20 protein-coding genes are annotated in these 19,083 nt (G+C 48.7%); 3 read left to right on the top strand and 17 right to left on the bottom strand.

Going from position 1 to position 19,083, the window contains the following annotated elements:
* Together C558_RS34915 and C558_RS0101505 are read right to left on the bottom strand one after the other, a co-directional pair.
* On the bottom strand, positions 1-611 hold a 611-nt coding region (locus C558_RS34915; RefSeq protein ID WP_040674234.1), incomplete at its 3' end, for a peptidoglycan-binding domain-containing protein.
* A gap of 123 nt (positions 612-734) precedes the next feature.
* Positions 735-2,525 (bottom strand): SgrR family transcriptional regulator, encoded by a 1,791-nt coding sequence (locus C558_RS0101505; RefSeq protein WP_018754442.1) that lies wholly within the window; start codon positions 2,523-2,525, stop codon positions 735-737.
* Positions 2,526-2,640: 115 nt separating this feature from the next.
* On the opposite strand from C558_RS0101505, the gene C558_RS0101500 reads away from it, so the two are divergent.
* The gene (locus C558_RS0101500; RefSeq protein ID WP_018754441.1) at positions 2,641-3,888 is read left to right on the top strand and encodes an MFS transporter; all 1,248 of its coding nucleotides are present in this window, start codon (positions 2,641-2,643) and stop codon (positions 3,886-3,888) included.
* Between the two features lie 70 nt (positions 3,889-3,958).
* On the opposite strand, the gene C558_RS0101495 is transcribed toward C558_RS0101500, so the two are convergent.
* From C558_RS0101495 to C558_RS0101480, 4 genes are all read right to left on the bottom strand, one after another.
* Positions 3,959-4,975: a phosphotransferase gene (locus tag C558_RS0101495; protein ID WP_018754440.1), complete on the bottom strand. Its 1,017-nt coding sequence runs from the start codon at positions 4,973-4,975 to the stop codon at positions 3,959-3,961.
* Positions 4,976-5,182: 207 nt separating this feature from the next.
* Positions 5,183-5,458 carry a hypothetical protein gene (locus tag C558_RS0101490; RefSeq protein WP_018754439.1) on the bottom strand — a complete coding sequence of 92 codons (276 nt, stop codon included), beginning with the start codon at positions 5,456-5,458 and terminating at the stop codon, positions 5,183-5,185.
* Positions 5,459-5,490: 32 nt separating this feature from the next.
* Positions 5,491-6,558, bottom strand: a complete 1,068-nt coding sequence (locus C558_RS0101485; protein WP_018754438.1) for a branched-chain amino acid aminotransferase — start codon at positions 6,556-6,558, stop codon at positions 5,491-5,493.
* A gap of 69 nt (positions 6,559-6,627) precedes the next feature.
* Positions 6,628-7,944: a GHKL domain-containing protein gene (locus C558_RS0101480; RefSeq protein WP_018754437.1), complete on the bottom strand. Its 1,317-nt coding sequence runs from the start codon at positions 7,942-7,944 to the stop codon at positions 6,628-6,630.
* Positions 7,945-8,170: 226 nt separating this feature from the next.
* Between C558_RS0101480 and C558_RS0101475 the strand changes: the two genes are divergently transcribed.
* Positions 8,171-8,455 carry a ribbon-helix-helix protein, CopG family gene (locus C558_RS0101475; protein ID WP_018754436.1) on the top strand — a complete coding sequence of 95 codons (285 nt, stop codon included), beginning with the start codon at positions 8,171-8,173 and terminating at the stop codon, positions 8,453-8,455.
* Entirely contained in the window at positions 8,445-9,590 is a 1,146-nt protein-coding gene (gene dnaN, locus C558_RS0101470) for a DNA polymerase III subunit beta (RefSeq protein ID WP_018754435.1), read from the top strand. The genes C558_RS0101475 and dnaN overlap by 11 nt, the downstream gene beginning before the upstream one ends.
* 43 nt (positions 9,591-9,633) lie before the next feature.
* Here the strand turns inward: dnaN and C558_RS0101465 are convergent, their stop codons facing one another.
* The 11 genes from C558_RS0101465 to C558_RS0101415 all read right to left on the bottom strand — a co-directional run bounded on the left by C558_RS0101465 (position 9,634) and on the right by C558_RS0101415 (position 18,813).
* Entirely contained in the window at positions 9,634-10,116 is a 483-nt protein-coding gene (locus C558_RS0101465; protein ID WP_018754434.1) for a GyrI-like domain-containing protein, read from the bottom strand.
* A 66-nt stretch (positions 10,117-10,182) separates the two neighbouring features.
* Positions 10,183-11,115: a helix-turn-helix transcriptional regulator gene (locus tag C558_RS0101460; RefSeq protein ID WP_245583722.1), complete on the bottom strand. Its 933-nt coding sequence runs from the start codon at positions 11,113-11,115 to the stop codon at positions 10,183-10,185.
* A gap of 29 nt (positions 11,116-11,144) precedes the next feature.
* Positions 11,145-12,581, bottom strand: coding sequence for an FAD-dependent oxidoreductase (locus C558_RS0101455; RefSeq protein ID WP_018754432.1), 1,437 nt, complete (start codon positions 12,579-12,581; stop codon positions 11,145-11,147).
* A 165-nt stretch (positions 12,582-12,746) separates the two neighbouring features.
* A complete protein-coding gene (locus C558_RS0101450; RefSeq protein WP_018754431.1) occupies positions 12,747-13,328 on the bottom strand; it encodes an LOG family protein in 582 nt (193 codons plus the stop codon).
* A 6-nt stretch (positions 13,329-13,334) separates the two neighbouring features.
* Positions 13,335-13,664, bottom strand: coding sequence for a MazG nucleotide pyrophosphohydrolase domain-containing protein (locus C558_RS0101445; RefSeq protein WP_018754430.1), 330 nt, complete (start codon positions 13,662-13,664; stop codon positions 13,335-13,337).
* Positions 13,661-14,788 carry a VanZ family protein gene (locus C558_RS30145; protein WP_018754429.1) on the bottom strand — a complete coding sequence of 376 codons (1,128 nt, stop codon included), beginning with the start codon at positions 14,786-14,788 and terminating at the stop codon, positions 13,661-13,663. The genes C558_RS0101445 and C558_RS30145 overlap by 4 nt, the downstream gene beginning before the upstream one ends.
* A 138-nt stretch (positions 14,789-14,926) precedes the next feature.
* Complete coding sequence (locus tag C558_RS0101435) at positions 14,927-15,745, bottom strand: Cof-type HAD-IIB family hydrolase (protein ID WP_018754428.1); 819 nt, start codon at positions 15,743-15,745, stop codon at positions 14,927-14,929.
* Positions 15,746-15,853: 108 nt separating this feature from the next.
* Positions 15,854-16,273: a DUF1284 domain-containing protein gene (locus tag C558_RS0101430; protein ID WP_018754427.1), complete on the bottom strand. Its 420-nt coding sequence runs from the start codon at positions 16,271-16,273 to the stop codon at positions 15,854-15,856.
* 207 nt (positions 16,274-16,480) lie between these two features.
* Positions 16,481-17,779 carry a glycosyltransferase family 2 protein gene (locus tag C558_RS0101425; RefSeq protein ID WP_018754426.1) on the bottom strand — a complete coding sequence of 433 codons (1,299 nt, stop codon included), beginning with the start codon at positions 17,777-17,779 and terminating at the stop codon, positions 16,481-16,483.
* Complete coding sequence (locus tag C558_RS33560; protein ID WP_018754425.1) at positions 17,769-17,924, bottom strand: hypothetical protein; 156 nt, start codon at positions 17,922-17,924, stop codon at positions 17,769-17,771. The genes C558_RS0101425 and C558_RS33560 overlap by 11 nt, the downstream gene beginning before the upstream one ends.
* Positions 17,925-17,937: 13 nt before the next feature.
* On the bottom strand, positions 17,938-18,813 hold the full coding sequence (locus C558_RS0101415; RefSeq protein ID WP_018754424.1) for a GGDEF domain-containing protein: 876 nt from the start codon (positions 18,811-18,813) through the stop codon (positions 17,938-17,940).
* Positions 18,814-19,083 lie beyond the last annotated feature (270 nt).

The following is a 19,083-nucleotide window of genomic DNA, read 5'->3' as shown; positions in this document are numbered from 1 at the left end:
CCGATGCCGCCTCCTTGACCTCCACCGATGCCGCCTCCTTGACCTCCACCGATGCCGCCTCCTTGACCTCCACCGATGCCGCCTCCTTGGCCTCCACCTGTGCCGCCTCCTTGGCCGCCGCCCATGCCGCCTCCTTGACCTCCACCGGTGCCGCCTCCTTGGCCTTCACCCATGCCACTACCTTGGCCACCGCCCATGCCGCCTCCTTGGCCATGCCCATGACCGCCACCAGCTCCATTTCCACCTTCCCAGCGTGTTTTCGATGGAAGTTTAGCTTTTGCATATGCGTATATAAGGGACTCGAAAGTCCGCTCATCTACCGTACCTGTTACAGGCAAACCATGTTTTTTCTGAAAGTGCTTCACACCATTTACTGTCATCTGATCATAGTAACCGGTAATTTTACCGCCATAGCTGCCAACCGATTGAAGCATCCCTTGGATGACATAGACATCGGCACCTTGGGCCCCTTTGCCTACCGCTCCGGAGACAGCTGGCATGCTCAGCATAAGCGTGAAGATGAGCAGCAGCATCCCTATCCCTTTGGCAGCATTTCTAATGAAATAGCTCCCTTTATATTTCACTCGATTTCTGATTGACCAATCTTTCATACAACCGTACACCATCCTTTAGTTAATTGGTTATTCGCACCTCACTTACTATTCCCAATTTTTCATATCCATCCCGGATACTATGGGCAAAAAACAAAGGAGCTTGCCGATGGCAAACTCCTCTTATTTTCTCCGAACCCAGACATGCCGATAATCTACTTTCCCCCAAGCATTGAGCGATATCCCACCAAGCGATGGATGATGACTCGCCGTCTGCACATTATGATAGAGGAACAACAATTGGAGCTGATGCTTCAACGCTTTTTCAATTTCATGCAGCATCATCATTCTCTTATCTAAATTCTCCTCCAGGAGACACTGCGCAATCCCATGATTCACAACCAGAGCACCAGCGGGACTCAGATGATTGCGAATAAAACTCGTATCCATGGTGTACATCTCCATCAGCGTAATGTCCGACTGTTCCCCCAGCACCTCTCCCGCAAAGACCATATCCGCGGCAACCAGCATATCTTGGTTTGCTAAATCCCGTATCGGCACAACCACCACCTCGACTTGAATACCAATCCGCTTGCACGCTTCCTGAATCCACGCCGCACAACGCTCATTGCTTACCATCTCATACGTATATAACGTTATTCGCTCGCCTTGATAGCTCGAAGCCCGGACAAGCTCTTTCGCGTACGACAGATGATATTCCGAGTGGAAGGGCGGATGATCCCCTTGGTCCCGAATGAACCCTTCAGCCGGATACATGCGATGGCTGCCCAAGTCAGCAATCATCTGCTCCCGATCCAATCCAACATGAATCGCTTGGCGCAGCTGTAAATCCTGCAGCACCCCTTCCTTGGCTAGATTGAATGTGAGATAACTGCTTCCTTTCTCCAATTGATGAAGAAAAGGCTGATCTCCCGCTGCAGGCGGAGCCTCATTATACAGCAGCTGCGCATCCTGCTCCTTCACTTGTAGGAGCAAATCCCGCTCATAATTCGGCCATACCCACATTTCAATCCGATCCAAATGCGGGCACCCTTCGAAATAGCTCTCATACGATTCTAGCACCATCTTCGATGCATTGTTCTCCACCATACGAAAAGGGCCTGTCCCTACTGGCATAGCCGCAAGGTCCCCGGCACCCTGCTCGTCATATCGATCTTCCGGAACAATCGAATACCGCTCCGTACAAATAAAACGATCGAAAATCGCATTTGGCGTATTCAATAGAAACTCGATGCAATAGTCACTGATAACCGTAATCTTCTGAATCATCGCTGGAATCCATTCCACTGGTGCCTCCGTCTGAATCCGGTGAAATGTATAAGCAACATCGCGAGCCGTCATCCGCTTCCCATGATGGAATCGAACACCTTTGCGCAGATAGAAGGTCCATCGTATCTTCGCCGCATCGCATTCCCAAGCGTGTGCGAGCTCCGGAACGATTCGCTGCTCTTTACTCGAATAAGACACGAGCGTGTTGAAAATCTGCCTCATCCAGTGTGCCTCTGTACGACGAATCACATGAGCAGGATCGAGGTCGAGCACCGGACGGTAAAAAGGAAACCGCAGCACATCCTTCGCATCCGAATCCTGCCGAACTCCGAATTGTGTCGAGATCCATGTGGTCACCTCATCCTTGAGATCCTGATTATCGTGCGAATCCAGCGTGCGCCACGCCTCTTGGATATGTTCGTTCAGCACGAGTGACTTGATTCTCTCCAACAGCACTTTACGGTAGGAGGTGTGGAAAATAAGACGGGACAAGTTGCCGCGCCCACGTCCTGCATGCCATTCCACGTACCCCTGCTCCTCCATCCGACGCAGCACCAATTGTGCATTACGACGCGTGCAATCCCATAAACCCGTTAGGTCATCCATCGATAGCGATACGGCTTGCCCATCAGGAATTGCCGCATAATGCTCACGCAATTTCACGAAATACACTTCAACTTCCATCCGTTCTTCCCTCCAAAAAGGCGAAATGGGATGCATGCCCTTTTCGCTTTTTCTTCTTCTTTTCCAAAAGTATAATGGGGTTCATTCCCACAGTAAAGAGGAGGATGCAAGAGCGATGCAGCGTACGAATGCAACAACTCAAATAGCCCTACCAACAAAATCATCGATCTGGATGCACCCGAACTTCCTAGTTCTATTCATCTCGGGGGCAATGATCACCTTCGGTAATAAAATCTATGAGCTGGCATTGCCGCTCATTCTCTATCAATGGACTTCATCATCGGTAGCGATGTCGACGATGCGTGGCATTGAATTTCTGCCGAATCTCTTACTCGCCATGTTCATCGGTGTCCTCGTCGACCGTGTCCGCAAGAAACAGTGGTCCTTATGGGCTGTGCTGTTCCAAGTGATCATCCTGTTCTTACTCTACTTCCTATCGATTCGCAGTGAGCCTTCGATGGTGATCTTCTATATCGGTGGATTCCTGCTCATGACATGTAATTATGCCGTGGGCAATGCCCGTGTTGGTATGGTCAAACACACCTTGCCGAATGAAATGCTGACCTCCGCGAATGCTTCATTCAATTTCATTACGACGCTCATCAGCATTATGGGACCCGCGTTAACCGGGCTTGTACTCATGCTGCCACGGCTGCAGGATAGTCTCTTTCTAACGGGAATCTTATTTATGATCGGGTTCATCACCCTCTTATTCCTTCGATCGGAAGAGATCATCACACCGCCGAAGCAGCAAGGGTTCTGGCGAGAACTCCATGCGGGCTGGGTCGAATTGCGCAGCAATCGTCTGCTGTGGCTCATTACGCTGACCGTCATCTTCTTGAACTCCACGTCAGGCATGGTCGATACGACGATCATCTTCTTCGCGAAGGATACCCTCCAACTTGCGAATTTCGAACTCGGACTTGTCCTCTCAGCCGCGGGAGCTGGCGGACTTATTGGAAGCTTCTTGCTAAAGCCGCTGCGGAGGCGATTCGAAGCTGGGGTTATCGTGACCCTGACTACCCTATTCGTCGGGTTTACGTATGGAATGCTCTATGTCGCACATTCGGGAATTTGGCTTGCAGCAGCACTCTTCTTCAACGGGCTATTCGAGACGATCAGCACAGTTAGTATATGGACCTTCCGTCAAGAGACGACCCCGCATCACCTCATCGGACGGATCAGCGGGATTACGGGTTCACTCTTCAAGCTAGGCATGCCGTTCGCCATATTCGCTGCCGGATGGATTTCTGAACTCGCGAACCCTACTGTTGTGTTCGGAATAGCCATGCTCGGGAATCTGGTCATTTTCTTATGCTGCCGATTTAGTTCATTATGGGTCAAGAGAACTTCAAGTCGATAACAGAAAGAATGCAGCCCGAAGAGGCTCATGCACTGCTGCATGGCCTCTCAACGTTCATTTTATAGATTTTCTAGATCCCTGATGAGAGATCCTGTACACATACACCTGACTGTGGCTCCTGTCTTGCCCAAACATCCATCCATTGAATGACTTCCAGCCGCTTCGCCCAAGAGTTTTTCAAGCCTTTGAACAAATCTGCATACTTACAACCCGCTATGATTCTGTGGCTAGCAATCCAAGCTTCGCGCGGCAATCGGAATAAAGCAGCTATAATCAATCGTTCCTGTAATGTCAATGGATTCATCTTCTGATAGCCCTGCAGGAAGGCAGAAATGTGTGGGATCGAGAAGTCCATAATGTTATTAAGCGTCTTTGCAACTTCATAATACGCCGAGCCTCGTACCGTAAATTCCCAATCAACCAAATACACTTCATTGGATCCTACAATCACGTTCGGCTTCGTTACATCCCCGTGAATAAGCGATATGTTGCGAAGCGCTCTCCTCACATCTGGCTGGCGTAATAGACGCCATGCCTCCTCTGCCAGCACACGACACCGATCTCCTTCGTCTCTGAACCATTTGCCAATGCCGTTCGATTTCTTCTTAAGGACTGGCAATCGATGGACGAACATCTTATGCTGCAGCTTGAAGCGATTACATTCTCGAAGCGGTAAAGAAGATGATTGGGAGACAAACTGTTTTGTGAGATGATGCAATCTCCCCAGCACTTCGCCCAGTCTTTCATACTCTTGCTCATTCCTATCTAACCGATTACCTTCGATCCATTCGGTAACATAATACAACTTCCCCTTATAGCTTACCCCGTACTTTCTTTTCCTTGTGGTGTACCATAGGGGCATATGGTGAAAATCATTTTCCCGTAGCCATAACAAGTGGGAATGTACTTGTGCCAGCCTAGTTTTCAATCCCTTGAAAGGTTTCAAGAAGACCGTTCCATTCGAGGTCACGACATGATAACCAGCTGAGCTATTGTATAACGAGCGGCAAGAATGAACGGAACGCACATGTAGACCATACTGCAGCATGATGGAGCTTATTTCCCGTTTCGTCGTTGATCGAGCCATGAATTAACCTTCTTCCCACTCCGATGATTGGGTGTGATCCTGTATAGAACTGCTTAGTTAAGTTTATGTCATCCGATCCCTAATGGATAAGATTATGCAGCAAATTGGGTCATCGACGAGTGCTCCTACAACAACAAAGCCAGTCGAACCTCTGGTTAAAGAGATTGACTGGCTCTGATTCTATCACTTGGGTTCTACATGTAATGACTAGTCCTCGTATCCCGCGAGACCTTTGTCCATCAAGTAATCCATCTCAAGGTCCAAGATTGTCTCGACTTGAAGTTCGTTCAATTTCACATCGGGACGGCTTATCACATAATCAACGAGGTCGTCGCTATCAATATCCACCTCGCCGCGTGCATTAGGCTTGGCGCTATTAATAAATTTCTGCGCGTGCTTCAGCACAACGTCGACCCATTTCGGATCGATTTTGGACTTGCTCGCAATGTATTGAATCAATTCTTGCTCATTTACTTTGCTCATGGTGTATTCATTCTCCTTCAAGCCATTCATTCCTACAACTGTACAGTCCAGCCAAACGGATCCTCGAGCTCGCCCTTCTGAATACCTGTCAACGCATCATAGATCTTCTTCGATAGTTCACCTGTCGCACCATCGCCGATGACAAGCTTCTCCTCATTCCAATGCAAGGAACCGATCGGGGAAATAACCGCCGCCGTGCCTGTCCCGAATGCTTCGATGAGGGAGCCGTTCTGATGCGCTTCAACCAATTCATCAATTGAAATCCGGCGCTCTTCCAACGTTACATTCCAGTGGCTCAAGAGCTGAAGAACGGTGTCACGCGTAATCCCTTCAAGAATACTGCCGTTAATCGCTGGCGTAATGACTTTGTCGCCGATACGGAAGAACACGTTCATGCTGCCCACTTCTTCAATGTACTTGCGATGAACGCCGTCAAGCCATAGCACTTGAGAATAACCAAGCGCCGTTGCGCCTTCTTGTGCTTTGAGCCCCGCTGCGTAATTCCCTGCCGTCTTCGCATTTCCGACGCCGCCTGCTACCGCACGGACATATTCCGATTCCACATGAATGCTGACAGGGTTAATGCCCTCTGCATAATACGAACCTACTGGCGAGAGGATGATCATGAATTTGTATTGACGAGACGGCGCTACGCCAAGCGATCCTTCCGTCGAGATAATGAACGGACGAATGTAGAGTGAAGTTCCTTCCGCATGAGGAATCCAATCTTGATCCACTTCAATCAGCGACTTGAGTGCTTGAAGCGCAAGCTCCTCATCCAGTGCAGGAATGCTGAGGCGGTCATTCGATTTGTTCAGACGTTTGAAATTGCTGGTTGGACGGAACAACAGAATTCTTCCATCCTTCGTGCGGTAAGCCTTCAATCCCTCGAACACCGTCTGTCCATAATGGAACACCTTCGATGCTGGATCGAGTGTGATCGGTTGATATGGAACGACGCGCGGGTCATACCATCCTTTGGCCGCATCATAATCCATTATAAACATATGGTCCGTAAAATATTTACCGAATCCGAGCTGATCGTCTTGCGGTCTTGCCTTCGGCGAGGTTGTGCGCTCGATCTTGATTGCGTCTAACATCTTCTTTCATCCCTTTGCTGTAGATTCATTTATTTGTATGATACCAAGAATTCCGATAGATTGAAAATACTAGATCTTAATTTGGATCAATACCTGGCCTTCTTCATACGTAAAATGAATGCTTCCCTTGTACTTATCCACGGTATTCAGGACGATCAACAGGCCGTTCCCGCGTAAATCTTGCGCATTCTCCTTGGTGGTATAGCCGTATTGGAAAAAATTCTTCTGCTCGCCTGCCGTCAGCTCCGCCGGATTCTGTACAGCGAATACATATTTCTCCCCATCATTGCGGCAAGTCACATGAATCAGCTTCGGCAGCTCCCCCTCATACAATTCCAAGGCTTCAATCGCATTATCCAACAAATTCGAAAAAATCTTAACAAGATCCATCGATTCAACTAAGCGGTATTCATCTTGATCCGCATCGAATTCCATATGAATGCCGCGCGATTTCGCAAGCTCCCATTTGCTCTGGAACAACACCATTAGAATTGGATTCTTAATCCGTACCGTCCAATCCAGTACTTTCGTATCAATGCTTAGATTTCGCAAGTAAGACTGTGCCTGATCTACATAATTCATCTGGAGTAGTCCGCTAATGACCTGAAAGTGGTTCAACAAATCATGCCTGCTGGACTTAATTGTGCCGATCACTTTGCCAAGCTCCGAAATGTAGAGCTGTTCTGATTCTTGCAGACTTCTGCGAAGACGCAATCGGTACCATTTGTTCAGCATAAAGATGGCCGTGAGTAACGTTAGCGCAAATAAGACGTCGATCCCGAAAATAAATGGATTTCCACGCATCACTTCGTTACTCGCATATTCTAAATCACGAGCGTCAATATCAATGCCAATCACACCAAGGAGCGAACCATCTTGATCATGTAAGGGAACGCCAACCGATAGGTACGATTCTTCCATGCCGTCGGTGTCTACTGTCATAATGCCCGTATAATAGGACTTCCCTCGCTTCGCTTGGTTAACCTGTGCTGGAGGCACCGTACAAGGGGCACCCACGGGCAGGTCAACGGCATCTGGCGGATGGGAAGAGATCAGCACCTTCGATACATCACTCTCATCCAGCGTTAATATGTAGACATACCTCGCATGAATACGCTGGCGGTATTCTTCGAGATAGGCTTTGATTTCCATGCGAGCCTCTTCCCTGTGGCTCTTACGGTACTCGTCGACATGCGTACGGTCGATTCCATTCTTAATATCTTCAGCAAACGCAAGATACTGTTTGGCAAGCGCCACTTCAGACGATTTATTCGTAGCGAAGTATGAGAGATAGAGTCTAGCGCTAATCAGCGCGCCGACAACCACACAAGAGACAATGACGAAATATAGCAACCTTTTTTTGAGGTAGACCTTGCTGCTTTTCATGCTTTCAACCCTTTACAAATTCGACATGCTTCTTCAAATTCTACAAGTCTCGTCCAAGCCTGTAAACCGCTAGCGGCTAAAGATTAGCTTAAGATGCGGGCTTAAATTCCCTGATCTCCACATGCAATTCCATTTCATTGCAGACATTTCCATTTTTATGTGCTATATTGGTTTTACAATTGTTTTTGAATTAAGTTACCTTATTCATAATAGAGACGTAGATAGGATGGTGGATTCTTTGCCAAGGCAGCAGGTCAAAGTAGGCGTACCTCGTGAAGAAGGACAATTGCACATTACTTTCGGGAAAGGCGGGGCGAGAGAAGGTGCGGGGCGTAAAGGGATTGGTCTAACGAAGAAAATATCGCTGACCTTGCCCGAACAGGTCTGGGACGACCTCGAAGCCGCATGCCGGTCGAAGCAAATTTCCCGTTCCGAGCTGATCCGGCAGATCATCTTGGTTCATGATCCAGCCGCTCCAGCCAGACAGGAAGAGGCTTCGCATGAAGGTTAGAACGACGCGCGATCACTTGCTTCATGCCCTTGGACAAGTAATCAGGACGGTATCACCGACGCCGCCCATGCCTATCCTATCGGGGATTTTACTGACCGCACACCATCAGGGTCTACACCTCCGTGTCAGTGACTCGAAGATTACGATTCAAGTTGAGTTACCGCTTCATGAGGGAAATCTTCAGATCGAGCAAGTCGGCAGTATCGTTGTGCCTGCGAAGTATTTGTTCGAAATCGTACGCAAGCTGCCCCTAGGCGCTGTCATGCTCGAACTCACAGGTCCTCTCCTGCTTACCGTGCGCTCCGAACGAGCGATATACCGATTATCAGGGATGGAAGCCAATGAATTTCCAGAAGCGCCTGATATCCATAGCGATCAAACTTTCCGATTATCTTCAATCCAGCTGCAAAAGATCATTCTGCAAGTGGCCTTCGCCGTCTCTCCTTCTGAACAAAGGCCCGTTCTCACAGGCGTGTCCCTAGCGTGGGATCATCACCATGCAGACCAGATTCGGCTGCTGGCCACAGACGGGGTACGCTTCGCTTCACTCCTCACGAACATCGAGAGAATCAATGCCGCTCCGCCACACGCAATCATCATACCGGGGCGCAGCTTAACGGAATTATCCCGTATCCTTCCGGTTGATGAGACATCCGTAGACATTCAGATCGACAATCGCCAAGTGTTATTTCGTACGCGTCATCTTGCCTTCTACTCGGCTTTGATTGAGGGAACCTACCCGTCCATTGATCCGGACGCTTTTGCCGATCATACCACACACCTTATCTTACATACGGAAGATTTGCTTCAAGCGCTTGAGCGCGTCTCTATTCTAGCAGGGGATGGTCATATCGTCCGATTAGAGACGTTAGATACAAGGCTGACATTGTTCTCTAGCACGGAGCAAATCGGCGATGTGAACGAGCAATGGGAGGCTGTGCGGAAACTGGGGGAAGACATTCGTATTGCATTCAACAGTAAATATATGCGGGATATTCTCCGAACGATGGCATGCAAGGACGTATCCCTGAAATTCCAAGGGAAGTGGAGCCCCATTCGGATTGAGCCGTTAGAAGAGGATGAGACATCCACGGCGACCTACATCCTAACCCCAGTACGAACGCATGAAGCATGACAACGAAGGGATGCCCACAAACGTAGGGCATCCCTTAGTATCCTTAATGGACGGCGATATAAATCTCGACAACCGCATGATTCGGATCGAATTGCGCGGTTCGATACAGCTCGAAATCACCGGTATAGGTCCGTGTGATCTCTGAAGTCTGGAAGAATGCCCAGATTTCCTGCCATGCTGCGGGTACGACTTCATGGAAAGGACCCGGTTGGGTCGTGAATATCATATACTTGGCAGCAGGAACATGCGCTTCACATAGTCCCTCAGGCAGCATAGCGCCGTCGCCCTTCTCATGGCCAAGCAGCAACGTATACGCACCTGACGCATCACTCTCATAGTCGGTATATAACGCGTACAGCAGCTCAGAGTTGTTCGATTGGACCTGTGATAGGATTGACGATTGGAAGTAGGTCTCCCACAATTTCGGAATGAGCCCGTCCGGTCCCGCTTCCGCTGCATTCGTCGTTCGTGCGCTAATCCCGATCAGATCGAAGGCCGGGCGCTGGATTTCAATACGTTGGTTCATAACAATTTCCTCATTTCCATCAGTTAATACCTTTATTGTACCTAGGAAAATTGGACAGCTACCTGTCTAGTTCGAATACCGCTCGATAATTTGCCTTGCCCGGCGGACAACTTCTTCCGCGACAGAAGGCGGCTGCTCGACGCGAACAAGATGGCCGAAGCTCAGCAGCATGCCGTAGAACCATTCATCATCGCTGAAATACCCTTCCACCCGCACAGAACCGTCTGTGCCGATCAGCACTTGTCCGGGGTCGAACGTCTCTTCCACCCGATAGCGTACCTGCGGGGAGAAGCTTAGCGTGATGGTCTTCTCTTCTTCCCGGCTCCACGTAGACTCCCAAGCATATCCTTCCATGGATGGTGCCTCCCGACGGTCAAATGCTTGCGATTGAAGCGTGAGATCATAAATGCGAGATAATCGGAAGACGCGGAACTCCCCGCGCAGCTGACAATACGCTTGCAGATACCATACATTGCCCTTGAGAATCAGCGAAGCAGGCTCGGCATCCCGTTCACTCTCTTCCCCATGCATGTTCATATATCGGAAGGCGACAACCCGTCTCTCCTCAATAGCTTGACGAATTACATTCACTTTGTGACGCGTATGAGGCCCCTGTCCCCATGGATTTAGATCTACGATCAATGGATCCTGATCTCCGGCAGATTGCGACCGATCCGTCGGACCGATCATGGAGCTAACCTTCTCTAGCAGATGATCATACGTATTGTCGTCAAGGGCTTGATTCACCCCTCGTACGGCACGAATAATGGAATTGATCTCACTCAGCGTAAGAAATTGGCGGGAGATCGTGAACTGTTCCATAATCTCGAAGCCGCCAGAAGTACCTTGATGCGCCGCAATCGGAATCCCTGCTTGGCATAACGTATCCATATCACGATAGATCGTCTTGGTCGACACTTCGAACCGTTCCGCCAGCTCCTTCGCGCTGATACGTCCTCGATTCAGCAGGAGCACCGTCATCGCGAGCAATCGATCCATTTTCACCGGATATTCCTCCCTTGCTGTCTCTACTTCTGAAGTTTAATACGGAAATCCTTCTCCAGATATTGATGAATTCGCTTGAAATCGGCTTCCGTCAGCGCCTTTAGACGCTTCTGCTTCGATTCCTTGCCCAGGATAATACCAATCGTCTGAGCAGCGAGTGCGGTATTCGGGACAATTCGTGCACTGCCGTAAGCTTTGATCGTAGCGCCGATATTTTTGCCGACGACTAGGACGTTCTCATACGCAGCCAGCTCGAAGGAACGCAGCGGCAGACCGTAGCGATCCGGGGTTCCAACATTAATGCCTTTCGGCATCGCCTTCGTGCCCTGCAGATCCATCCCATAGCCGCCGATACTAACATTATCCCAGAACATCCGGCTGCTCGTTAAATCGTTCTCGTGCAGCACATATTCGGTCTCGAAGCGATTATAATCTCGAATATAAAGGTAATCCGGGAAGCCATTCAACTCGGCCTTCGCGAACCCCGGAATATTCTTCTGCAAGAACTTCAGGATATGCGGCGCTTCGGCCTTCGCCTTTGTCACTGCCAATTCCACCGATTTCGGATTTGCAGGGTCCACATCAAAAATCAACAGCGAGTTAATCAGAACGTAGCCATCCTTCTGATAGGTAATGTTCAACCCGCGCAAGAGCAGCTGCGAGTCCTGCGGCTTGTATTTACTCGTGACATTGCTGAATCCCGTCCCGAATTTCCAATCAACATATGTATTAGGGCCATACTTAGCTTCCAGATTTGTTAACGGATAGTCTTTCAGGATGTCCGCGTGCAGCTTTCTCCAATTCACATTTTTGAACTTCAACATGAACGTCGCTGCCATATAATCTGGCTTTTTGCCTTTGTAGATCTGCTCCATGCCTGGAATCCGCTTTAGATCCAATTTGCCTGTTAAGGCGTTATGGTCCGTATTTTCGACCCAATAATTCGATTGAACGGTATAGGTCCTCCCGTCTTTCGCTCTATACGTTAACGATTGAATGGACTTCTCTTGCTTATTATAAGGAGAGGGCACGATATCAAGCGACTCTATCGTAATTCCACTGCGAATTGGGATTCCTCTAAGCAGCTTCTCATAATACCGTGTAATCTCCTCTTCCGTCCGGATCGTACCTGCCTTATAGCCGGCATATAGATGTTTCAATTCCCCTTGGACAAGACTCCGCTTCTTCTTATCATTCGGCTCGTCAAGCACCATCATTTGCCCTTGCACGAGCTCACCGCCCGGTTTATTGCGCGGGTCCAGAATCAGTACGTTCAGTCCAAGACTCCGTGCAGATTTGGCTAAAAGAACCCCTTGAATTTCACTGCCAACGACCACAACATCGTACCGATCGGATGCCGTTCCTGCAGCATAGGTGTAAGTAGGAATGAATAACTGAACCATGAGTGCAACGAACGTTAAAACCACGAACATTCTAGTACCTTTCCAAGTCGACTTCATACTTCCTGAACCACTCCTCTTCAGAATATACAAATAGCATTTCAACCAACCTGTTAATCATCTCATGATCAGGTAGAATAATCCAGAATTTTGTATCCATTAACAGCATTTGGCGATCATAACGAACAAAAATCCATCCCTATTCAGGATGGATTCTCGCTGTTGCTATGATTTCAACTCGCTCCACTTGTTCGTCTGCACAGGCGGCGTGTAGCTTACCATTTGACGAAGGAGATCTTGCGGTTCTGCCTCGACCAGGACAAGTCCCAGGTTCGATCTCTGCATGAATCCTGCTTCCACCGTCCGCTCGAGCATATCTGCCATCGGTTGGTAGAACCCATTAACATTCAACACACCGACAGGCTTCTTGTGAATGCCGAGCTGCGACCAGCTGAGCACCTCGAACAACTCTTCATACGTACCAAGTCCGCCCGGTAAAGCAATATAGCCGTCAGCCAGTTCAGACATGAGCGCCTTCCGTTCATGCATGCCATCAACCTCATGCAGCTCGGTTAAGTTCGGATGCACCATTTCCCCGCGAAAAAGATTCCGCGGCATGACGCCCACCGCACGGCCGCCAGCAGCCAATACGGTATCTGCCACCCGTCCCATGAGGCCAATTTTGGAGCCACCATAGATAAGCTCGATGTTATTCGATGCGAGTAATTGACCTAGTTCTTCTGCCTTTTGCTCATATTCGGGGCTTGTTCCAACATTCGATCCTGCAAAAACACAAATTTTTCTCATCGATTCTCACACTCCGCTCTGATATCTCTTCGTTAATTTGCTCTTGTGGACTTCTAGAATATGTTCAATCGACACATCATACATGTTCGCGAGAATAATCACATTGCCTAGAACATCTCCTAGTTCCTCGACCAGTTCTTCCCGCAATCGATCCAACGGCTGCTCCAATTCATCGGGCCGATCTCTGCCGATTTCGATCGCACGAATCGCTCTCGCCGTCTCACCAACTTCCTCCATTAGAAAGCCTACGCGCTCAAAAGGACCGTAATTCGACCATCCGCGGTCCTGATAAAATTGCTGAATCCATGCCTGTGTGTTTGCACTTTTCTCACTCACGATTCCTTCACCTCGTCCTCTTGGTTGCCAAGTTTCGTTGGATATATGGAAATCACATGCTTCGTGCCGCTCTTCCTCTCATAGAACAACTCTCGGTTCCGATTGAATAAGCACCGGAGGCAGTGGATCCCGAACCATATATCCATGATAAATAACCCAAAACCGTATAACATACCGAAGATATTTGGCATATCCTGTACATGAAAGACAAACAGCACATTTAGCCCACCGATTAGAACATATAGCAGTCCGTATCGAATCACGAGCTCCTTCAGCCCTATGCGATCTCCTTTTCCTTTCAAATGAATTCGCACGATCCACTTACCTAAGGTCCGGCCATTCGTCAAATACGGCAGCACAATAAAATAAAGAACAACCACAATCACATACGAAATAGAAAGCCCTGCCACCGCCAGAATAGCAGAGATCGGGAAAGCGATGCACCAATCGAAACAGAAAGCAATGCCCCGGCGCGTATAAGACACACGCTTGGTCGTTAAATCTACGCCTGCATCCAGTCGATCCATGCGTGGCAGCAGCTTCGATACCCACTCCGCCAGGACAAACCCGACCATACCTCCAAACGTGTTGGCTATCAGATCATCTACATCGAACAGCCGATACGGATAATCATAGATGCCATAGATGCCCGACACTTGCGTAATCTCGAAGAAAAACGATAACCCGAAGGACATCACAAGACATTTCACCCATCCAGCGCGGAAATAGTAACGCAGGAACATCCCAAACGGTACGAGGAGCAGCACATTGAACAGCACTTGGAGGAAAGCTCGTTCTTTCAATAGATGCACATAAGTAGAAGGACTCCCTAGCTTCGCAGAGGTTTCCCTTGCGATGTCCTCCACGAAATTGAACGGAATCGTCTGGAAATAGGTAGCTGCCTTCGGAGGCAAATTATGAATAGATGCCGGCAGCGGTAGAATAATCAAATAGAAGGCATTCATTAAGTAGAGAAGAAGCAAATAAAGGACCAAAGCTCTAAACTTATGAATATAGCCATGCCTGCGATATTGCACAATTAAGAACGGCAACGTGAACAATAATGCCGCGATCGGAAACGTTAGGAACGCATAAGAGATTGGAAATACGTACGCATCAAGCATGCATTCACCTGCCTTTCATGAAATAATCGTATCCGGAAAACACATTTTCCAATTATACCATATTCATCTTCGTACCCGAACCAAAAGACGCGCATTTCCTTGGCGGAAATACGCGTCATCCAATTCCTAGCCAATCGATTAGGCGTGCTGAGGGGTCAATACGAACTTCTCTACCACCTTCGCGACGCCATCATTCATGTTCGTATCGGTCACATAATCGGCCAATGCCTTAATATCATCAGGCGCATTCCCCATCGCGACGCCGAGGCCTGCGAACTCAATCATCGCAACATCATTGTAGCTGTCGCCCATCGCGATTACTTCGGCTTGCGCAATACCAAGCTTCTGAATGAGGTGATGCAGGCTTGTCCCTTTATCCACACCCACTTCAGTGAATTCGAGGAAAAACGGCTTCGAGCGCATCACGTTCAGCTTGCCCGCATACTGCTGCTTCAGCTTCTTCTCCACCTCGATGAGCCGTTCTGGCGCAGCAACCATGAGCGATTTCACAACCGGTACATCAACCGTCTGCACGAAGCTATCCACCTCGCGAATGCTCATACCTGTTAGACCCGACTCAACCTCTGTATACTCATTCTTCCATTGCGTGATAATCTGGTCGCCAAGATAAGTTAAGATCGACACGTTCTCCTCTTGACTCTTCGCATACAACTCATGGGCGGTGTCCACAGACAAGGTGCTGCTGAATAGTTCCTCGCCGGTCTTGCAGTTGATAATCTTCGCACCGTTGAAAGATAGAATGAAACTGCCAAACTTCTCAAGCTCCAGCTCCTTCGCGATGCCGACTATGCCATACGTCGGGCGACCTGAAGCAAGCACCACCTTCACACCCTCTGCCTGTGCACGCATTAACGCTTCCTTCGTCCGAGGCGAGATCGTCTGATCGTCACGAAGCAAGGTGTCGTCTAAATCCAGTACAATCATTTTATAAGCCATATTTTGCAACATCCTTTATTGTCTAGTTGAAATTCGCTATCTCTACTATATCATTTCTACCAGCGATCGCGGTACGTGCTTTTTGAACCCTCGAATGGATGATCATCCCTACGGTAGCTCCCGAAGCTCCCTGCTGCGGCGAATATGAGCAATCCCTTCCTGACATACGCCAAGCGGATGCCAAATGCAATCCGAGCAAATCTGGTTAATATCTTCCGGCATGACGTTTCTCGCAACAGCCTCACAAATCTCCGCCCAGCTTGCACTTTCTCCAATCTTCATCAAGACCCGTTCTAGAATCTCTTGATCTTTGTGGTACACCGTGCGGTTGTGACAATGCGAAGGCTGATCCGAAGGGAACGCGGCACAGATCGCATCCAGCCCCGAGACAATCTCAATCATCGTCTCCGGCTTCATGCGCAATGTCTCATAGATTTCGGTCATGTTCGCGCAGAACCCCTCCGAATAGCCTTTTCCCCGGTATCCAAGCAGGCAGAATAGATGGTGTCCTCTCAGTTGAATACGCAATGCCTCACCTCTTCCCATATGTTAACCAAATTGTATCACCGAAGTTGACGATTAGTAACCCCTTTACCAGCCAAACCAGCTCGTATTGAGAACGGATAGCCCCCGAACAGTTCTATTCTGCATGTGACGCATAGGCTGGAGTTACCTCGTCATGAATGCATCAGTGAACGCAAAAAAGCAGACCCCGTAAGGTCTGCCTGATCTTCTTCAATCAAACCGCTGTGTCTTATACCACTTGTTCTGTCGACCACTGATGCGGTCCACGACCATGGAATAGAACGCTTTGAGGGAAATGACTAAGAACAACTGTGCATACGTAAAATACGATACACAGGACAAAATAAAATTACGTGTGTTGCTCTGTCCAATATCCGACGCCAAGGCCAGATTGATCTGCAGCACATAAATGTAATACATGAGCGCCCACGCGATAACCAAATAGATATACACGTCACTCGTGAATTGAAACGGTGAGACGACCGCCGGATTGAACAACCCGATGATCTGATACACGATATTCACTACGAAAATAATATCCGATATGATCAGTGCGATCATGAACCAGAAATAGCTCGCTGCATAATAGAGCACGTGCAGTTTAATCCGCCAGCTCGACGTATTGAATAGATGATGCAGATTATCCATGACGACGCGATAGTTCCCCTTCGCCCAGCGCTCACGCTGCCGCATATAGACACTGAGCTGCTCCGGCTCCTGCTGGTAGGCTTCCGCTTTAGGCGCCAGCGCAATCAGCTGGCCTCGGGTTAGAATTTCGAAGGATACCGCCGTATCCTCCGTAATCGCATCTTCGTCCCATCCGCCGATCTCTCGCATCAGCGCGGTCCGAACGATGAAGTTCGTGCCAGGAATCGTCCCGAGCTTGAACAGCTCCCATAGCCCCGTATGATGAACCCGTTGGATCGTAACCAACTCTAAATTAATACAGCTCGACAGAAAATTATGATTCCGATTCCGCGCTTTATTCCGGCCAAAGACAGCGCCATACTTCTCAGGTTCCTCCATTGCTTTCTGCACTAAGAAAAACAGTGCATTGCGCTCCGGCGCGGCATCCGCATCATAGATACAAATCCATTCCCCGGTCGCTTGCTTGAGCGCATCATTGAGTGCACCGGATTTGCCGCCCGTACCGACCCGCTCCATAATCTGTAGATTACGGTCTTGATACGCCGGTCTCGCCTTCAATCGCTGTAAACGTCCTGCCGTATCATCCGTACAATTATCTGCAATGACAATGATCTGAACCTTCTCCTGCGGATAATTCAAACCTAGTATATGCTCCACCGTGGTTGCAATAACAATCTCCTCATTATGCGCCGGCACCATGACGGTCACGGTTGGGAAATGATCCATATCCGCCGGAATGGCGTTCGGATTCCGATGTTCCCTACGGATAAATCGTATCGCCCCGTACATCATGACGACCGATTCAAATACCGCAATCCAGATACTGACGATGGCGAATAACAAGAAGCCCTCAACAATCATCCCATTTCCTCCGATCGAAATCCCGAATCACCTTTGCCCGGAATCGGAGGGTTACGATCGTCAATCCCAGGACAGCCACAGCAAAAAAACCTGTCACAACCATACATACAATGATGAACCAATGCGTACCCATCGCGGTCTGCATTCCGTAACCTCCTCTAAATATACTCCCCGACAAGATCCGTCTCCGTCCGCCGCACCAACATTGCAATGACATCATCAACCTGCTGATACTTCGCAAGGTCCGCTTGATTAAAGGACATCGCACCTGCGCGAACAATGAGCGTCAGTGTCTGCCCTTTCTTGTCCACGAGCGGAATAGCCGTAATCGCCTGCTTGATGCGATCTGTAACGCGGTAGAAATGGTCTTGGTCGGTCATCGGACACAGAATGACAAACTGGCCGTCACCGATGCTGAATTTGTAATCCTCGTAGCGAATCTGCTGTTGAATCGTCTGCGATATGTTGAGAAGCAACTGCCCATATCCTTCCGATCCCAGAGATTCCAATACCAGTGGACGGAACTCGATCTGGAACAAGGCCATAGAGAAGCTGTACTGCTTCGCATAGCGATTCGCTAGACTCGACTGCTTCACAAGCGTACTCGCGAAAGTTGCCTTATTCTCCAACTCCGTATATAAATCAATCTGCGGATTCACATCCTTCAGCGCGTCAAGCCTCTCCATCATTCGCTTCGAGCGGATGAACTTGGTTCGGATGAACGAAGCAACCGCCGTATTCGCTGGAATCCATACCAGAGATGAGATCGTTAATAGACTAATAGGCGCAACCGTAGCGATCCATACAAAATAACTCACCATAAAAATGAAAATACACACAACAGATATACCTGCAGGCAGGCAAAAGCCAATCAAATAGGCGACCACCGCTGTTAAGCACAAGACAAGCTCCAGCATGGTGAACGATTGATCCCAATAGACCTTCATACCAATAAACAAATCTTGTACCAGGATTAACCCGATGAATAGAGCAAAACCCCAATCCAAGCGATTTATTTGCGAGCTTTTCTTCATAGGATACCTCCTTCCCCCTTCGTACCATCGATACCAAAGAAAATCTATGAAAACTTCCTCAAAACAATCGCCACATTATATCAAAAATTTACAGAAATAACATGCAAATCCTTACTGGTAAATGTTGATGTTTTTCTGAAATTTTCATAGATGATCAGTAGTTGACGCATATACGGATAGAAAAGTTGTAATGCGATTAGCTGCGAACGACAAAAAAAAGCCCGCGCTCTGCTCGGTCGAGTAGAGTGGGGCTTCATGGCATCACAAAAA

Source organism: Paenibacillus terrigena DSM 21567, assembly GCF_000374845.1.
Classification (GTDB): Bacteria; Bacillota; Bacilli; order Paenibacillales; family Paenibacillaceae; genus Paenibacillus_K; species Paenibacillus_K terrigena.
This window is presented reverse-complemented; position numbering and strand designations above follow the sequence as displayed.